At 40.1% G+C, this 5,436-nt stretch carries 4 protein-coding genes and 1 pseudogene; 3 read left to right on the top strand and 2 right to left on the bottom strand.

All coding sequences use genetic code 11. The annotated features are described in order from the left end of the window. On the bottom strand, positions 1–1,580 hold a 1,580-nt coding region (groL, locus tag ACFIL3_RS07925; RefSeq protein WP_375647119.1), incomplete at its 3' end, for a chaperonin GroEL. 58 nt (positions 1,581–1,638) lie between these two features. Then, complete coding sequence (gene groES / locus ACFIL3_RS07920; protein WP_005774667.1) at positions 1,639–1,935, bottom strand: co-chaperone GroES; 297 nt, start codon at positions 1,933–1,935, stop codon at positions 1,639–1,641. Between the two features lie 227 nt (positions 1,936–2,162). On the opposite strand from groES, the gene fumC reads away from it, so the two are divergent. The 3 genes and pseudogenes from fumC to ACFIL3_RS07905 all read left to right on the top strand — a co-directional run. Continuing rightward, positions 2,163–3,551 carry a class II fumarate hydratase gene (gene fumC, locus ACFIL3_RS07915; RefSeq protein ID WP_375611602.1) on the top strand — a complete coding sequence of 463 codons (1,389 nt, stop codon included), beginning with the start codon at positions 2,163–2,165 and terminating at the stop codon, positions 3,549–3,551. A 133-nt stretch (positions 3,552–3,684) separates the two neighbouring features. Continuing rightward, positions 3,685–3,876 carry a hypothetical protein gene (locus ACFIL3_RS07910; RefSeq protein ID WP_375611601.1) on the top strand — a complete coding sequence of 64 codons (192 nt, stop codon included), beginning with the start codon at positions 3,685–3,687 and terminating at the stop codon, positions 3,874–3,876. Positions 3,877–4,547: 671 nt separating this feature from the next. Then, positions 4,548–4,764, top strand: a pseudogene (locus tag ACFIL3_RS07905) (lyase family protein); the annotation flags it as partial. Positions 4,765–5,436: the final 672 nt, after the last annotated feature.

The following is a 5,436-nucleotide window of genomic DNA, read 5'->3' as shown; positions in this document are numbered from 1 at the left end:
TTCTTTGGAACTTCAGCAACCATTGCTTCTGTTGTGATCAGAAGGCTCGCAATTGAAGCCGCATTCTGAAGAGCAGAGCGCACAACTTTCACAGGATCAACAATTCCCAAAGCAATCAAATCACCGAATTCACCAGTTGCGGTATTGTAACCATAAGTGTCAGCATTATTTTCCAGCACTTTGCCCACAATAATAGCGGCTTCTTCACCAGCATTGCTTGCAATCTGGCGCGCTGGTGCTTGTAGAGCACGACGAACGATACTAATACCAGCTTCTTGGTCAGGATTACTTCCCTTAACGGTCAACGCATTTGCTGCACGCAACAATGCGGTACCACCACCAGCAACAATACCTTCTTCAACAGCAGCACGTGTTGCATTCAAAGCATCATCAACACGGTCTTTCTTTTCTTTCACTTCAACTTCTGTTGCACCACCCACACGGATAACAGCAACACCACCAGCGAGTTTAGCAAGTCTTTCTTGCAATTTTTCACGGTCATAGTCAGAAGTTGTTTCTTCAATCTGAGCCTTGATTTGATTGACGCGAGCAGTAATTTCAGCCTTTTGTCCAGCACCATCAATAATGGTGGTGTTTTCTTTAGAAATATTCACTTTCTTTGCACGTCCAAGCATATCCAAAGTGACATTTTCAAGTTTAATGCCCACATCTTCAGAAATAACCTGTCCGGATGTCAAGATAGCGATATCCTCTAACATTGCTTTACGACGGTCACCAAATCCAGGAGCTTTTACAGCAGCAATTTTCAAACCACCACGCAATTTGTTGACAACGAGCGTTGCCAAAGCTTCACCTTCCACATCTTCAGCGATAATGAGAAGTGGTTTTCCAGACTGAACAACAGCTTCAAGCACAGGAAGAAGAGATTGCAAATTAGACAATTTCTTTTCGTGAATGAGAATGTAAGGATCATCAAGATCAGCGACCATTTTCTCAGCATTTGTGACAAAATAAGGGGAAAGATACCCACGGTCAAATTGCATTCCTTCAACGACTTCTAATTCCGTTTCAGCGGTTTTAGCTTCTTCCACGGTAATGACGCCTTCATTGCCCACTTTTTCCATAGCATCAGCGATCATTTTACCGATTTCAGCAGCGCCATTAGCGGAAATTGTTCCCACCTGTGCAATTTCTGCTGAAGTTTGAATTTTTTTTGCTTTTTTGAAGAGGTTTGCCACCACTTCTTCAACAGCAGCATCAATCCCACGTTTAAGATCCATTGGGTTCATGCCCGCAGCAACAGCTTTAACACCTTCTTGCACAATAGCTTGTCCTAAAACAGTTGCTGTTGTTGTTCCATCACCAGCGATATCATTGGTTTTAGAAGCAACTTCGCGCAACATTTGTGCACCCATATTTTCGAACTTATCTTCCAGTTCGATTTCCTTTGCAACGGATACACCATCTTTTGTGATACGAGGCGCACCGAATGATTTATCAATCACCACATTGCGACCTTTAGGGCCGAGTGTCACCTTAACAGCATTAGCAAGGATGTCGACACCGCGCAACAAACGCTCACGCGCTTCACGGCCAAATTTGACTTCTTTAGCAGCCATTTAATTTCTCCTTGGAGTTTTCTCAAAATAGTACACAATGAAAAACTAAGTGCTTCAATTAGCCCATAATTCCCATAATGTCAGATTCTTTCATGATGAGGAGGTCTTCCCCATTAATCTTGACTTCAGTTCCAGACCATTTTCCAAACAAAATACGGTCTCCTGTTTTGACTTCTAAAGGCACGCGCTTTCCGTTATCATCGAGAGCGCCATTGCCAACAGCAATCACTTCGCCTTCTTGGGGTTTTTCTTTTGCTGTATCAGGGATGATAATCCCACCAGCCGTTTTATTTTCAGATTCAACCCGACGGACAACGACACGGTCGTGAAGTGGGCGGAATTGTATATTAGCCATGTTTTAAATCCTTAAAACTGAACATAATTGAATTAATCTTAAAAGTTCTTGCTAGCACTCTCAAATTACGAGTGCTAGCATGTGTTAGATATAAAATCGGCATCTCTCAATGTCAAGAATAGCCATAAAAATAATTTCTCTAAATGAAGCTTCAAAGTCTTGCCTCTTATTGCACTTTCGCGTTATCTATCTTTTTTGAGAACCCGTGAACAAAAAAGGATCTTATCATGGTTGAAACACGTCAGGAAACGGATAGCTTTGGAACGATTTCGGTACGTCAAGATCGTTATTGGGGCGCACAAACTGAACGTTCTCTGCATAATTTTAATATTGGCAGTGAAAAGCAGCCTCTTGCCATCATCTATGCCTTAGTCCTTGTCAAAAAAGCAGCAGCGATTGTAAATATGGGCAAAGGAAAACTACCAGAAAATATTGGAAAAGCAATTATTGCCGCCGCTGATGAAGTGCTTGCTGGCGATTTTGATACGCATTTTCCACTGTCCGTCTGGCAAACAGGTTCTGGCACACAAAGCAATATGAATGTCAATGAAGTCATTGCTAATCGTGCTAGTAAGATTTTGGGAGGAAAACTTGGAAGCAAAAAACCAGTTCATCCCAATGACCATGTCAACATGAGCCAATCATCGAACGATTCCTTTCCCACGGCGCTTCACATTGCCACCACGTTGCAAACACGCCAACACTTACTGCCAATCCTTGAAGCTCTTATTGCGACATTAAAACAAAAAGAGCAAGAATTTGCAGATATCATTAAAATCGGCCGCACCCATACGCAAGATGCAACCCCTTTAACCTTAGGGCAAGAATTTTCAGGCTATCGTGCCGCATTAGAAGCCAATTTTCAGCGTATTGAAAATGCTCTAACCGATGTCCAAATGCTTGCTCAAGGTGGTACGGCTGTTGGCACAGGGCTGAATGCGCCAAAAGGTTTTGACGTTGCTTTTGCGCAAACAGTGAGCACTCTCACAGAAATAACGTTCCAAACTGCCAGCAATAAATTTGAAGCACTTGCCCATCATGGCGCCCTTGCGCATTTCCACGGGAGCTTGAATGCTCTCGCTGCTGATCTGTTTAAAATTGCCAATGACATTCGTTTTTTAGGCTCTGGTCCACGTTCCGGTTTAGGGGAACTCAGTCTTCCTGAAAATGAACCCGGATCTTCTATTATGCCCGGCAAAGTCAACCCCACGCAATGTGAAGCCTTAACCATGGTCGCATGCCAAGTTTTTGGTAATCACACCAGCGTAACCTTTGCCGCAAGCCAAGGACATTTTGAACTCAACGTTTATAAACCTGTTATTGGCTATAACGTTTTACAATCAATTACCCTTCTTGGTGATTGCATGCGTTCTTTTGATATGCATTGCATTCAAGGATTACGAGCCAATCGTGTTCATATTCACTCACTCATGGAGCGCTCACTCATGTTAGTCACAGCTCTTGCACCAGAAATTGGCTATGAAAAAGCTGCTGAAATTGCCAAAGCAGCGCATAAAAATGATACAACTTTGCGCACCGAAGCATTAAAAGCAGGCGTTTTTGTAGAGGATTATGACCGATTAGTTGATCCTAAAAAGATGATTGCTCCCCAATAAACAACCCACTAAAAAAGATGCAAACATCTTAAAACAAATCTTTCTGTCAAAAGATCGGGGTGTAAACACCCCGATGATGACCGATAACAATTACCCACAGCGTTCATTTTAGGCTCTGATCCGCATTTATGCTATGGGTGGTTTTGTTGCTTATATTGTACTTAAAAGGCACAACGGTTTTGCAAAGGCATGGATAGTCATAGCTCAACACCCAATGGCTATACTGGCAGAAAGTGATTTAAATGGATATGACCTTAAGGTGTTTTTCATTCTAGCTTCGCGTTTTGATTTTGAAAATCTATTAGCTATCAACCAAACAGAATGAGCTCAAAAAAATCGGTATTAATAGACATAATTTCAATCGAAGTATAAAAAGATTAATGAATTCATCGTAGTTACGCTTTACAATGTTATCATTATTGATAACATTGGGTAGATAACTCTTATCTCAATGAGATAATGTGTTTATTTATAATGATAATCTAGCGTTATCCATATTGAATGAGAATCCTAAAGACCGTAAGATTTTCTCATTTTAAATCGGTCCCATGTTGCATCAATCAAAATCACTGACTTGCACATCACAAACGCAATGAATATGTGAATAGAAATTGTATCCGATAAGAACTACAAACGCCTCTAATGAACCACCTCAAGTGCCAAGGACTGTCACAACGGACAAAGGGGCCTCTGTCACAACATTGTGGAGAGGACTGTCACAACAACCCCACGAACTGGCAAATATAGTAATGGTACCGGCGTGCTCCTTTATGAAGCGTAAAAGAGATGCTCAATAGATTTATTATTATACCATTCACAATCGCTGTCATGAAATGGGTTTAGGAACATTGCGAAATGTCTCTTTTATGAAGCGTGAAGATGGGAGTGCTCAATAGATTTATTATTATATCATTCACAATCGCTGTCATGAAATGGGTTTAGGAACATTGAAAAATGTCTCTTTTATGAAGCGTGAAGATGGGGGTGCTCAATAGAGGAACAGCTGTTGGAACAAAATTCAATGCACCGAAAGGTTTTGACCTTTGCTGAAACAATCAGCTCTCTAACGGGGATATCCTTGACAGCTCGCAAGAAATTGGAGGCATTTGCCCATTATGGCGCCCTCACCCATTTCCACAAAAACCTGAATGCACGCGCTAATCTCTTTAAAATAGCCAACGACATTCAGTTTTTAGGCTCTCATCCACGTTCCTGCTTTAAGCGAACGGAACGGAGAGTTTATCCGTTTTACATGGCGCATAAGAAACCTCATGAGACTTGAGATTCTCGCACTTTACTCCTTCTGATTCTTCGTATTCCATTCAATCAATCAAAACTATTCGCTTAGATTATTATAAGCAAAAGTGGCATATAGATAAAAAAGAAATAAAGTCGCCCATCCCCTCGAGTGCTCAAAAGGCTACCGCAATACAAAGCTATGCAATATCAAAAACGAGCAACGAATATGACGGTGCCAATATGCATTTTTTACGATCAATTGAATATTTAAGCACATTAATGTCAATCATAATGGATAATACATTTAATAACAAAAAGTGTTTTAATATATATAAAGTAATATTTTTTTAACAAATAGAAAGCTTGTTTACTATACTATAATTTTTTCTAAAACACAGAGAACACTGAAAGAGTATATAAAAATACTGAAAAATCAATATAAACGCGGGATAATAGCATGAAAACAAGTTTCAAGAACGCTTAAATATGGATAATTATAGAGTTTTTGAATGTTTTAGTTTTCATAATGATATTAAATATAGATTTTTTTAACCAATTCGTATATAATGCGATTTGTATCTGAAATAAATTGGGGACGTTTTTATGAAAACAAAATGTTTAGTTGCACTATCTATTTTCACCTTCA

Source organism: Bartonella sp. CE47NXGY (assembly GCF_042195415.1).
GTDB lineage: Bacteria > Pseudomonadota > Alphaproteobacteria > Rhizobiales > Rhizobiaceae > Bartonella.
The sequence above is the reverse complement of the archived record's forward strand: the minus strand, read 5'-3'. Positions and strand labels throughout refer to the sequence as shown.

Bases quoted from the DNA above. Each gene is read 5' to 3' on its own strand.
- ACFIL3_RS07910 (WP_375611601.1), top strand. From the start codon at position 3,685: ATGGGTGGTTTTGTTGCTTATATTGTACTTAAAAGGCACAACGGTTTT.
- groES (WP_005774667.1), bottom strand. From the start codon at position 1,935: ATGGCTAATATACAATTCCGCCCACTTCACGACCGTGTCGTTGTCCGT.
- fumC (WP_375611602.1), top strand. From the start codon at position 2,163: ATGGTTGAAACACGTCAGGAAACGGATAGCTTTGGAACGATTTCGGTA.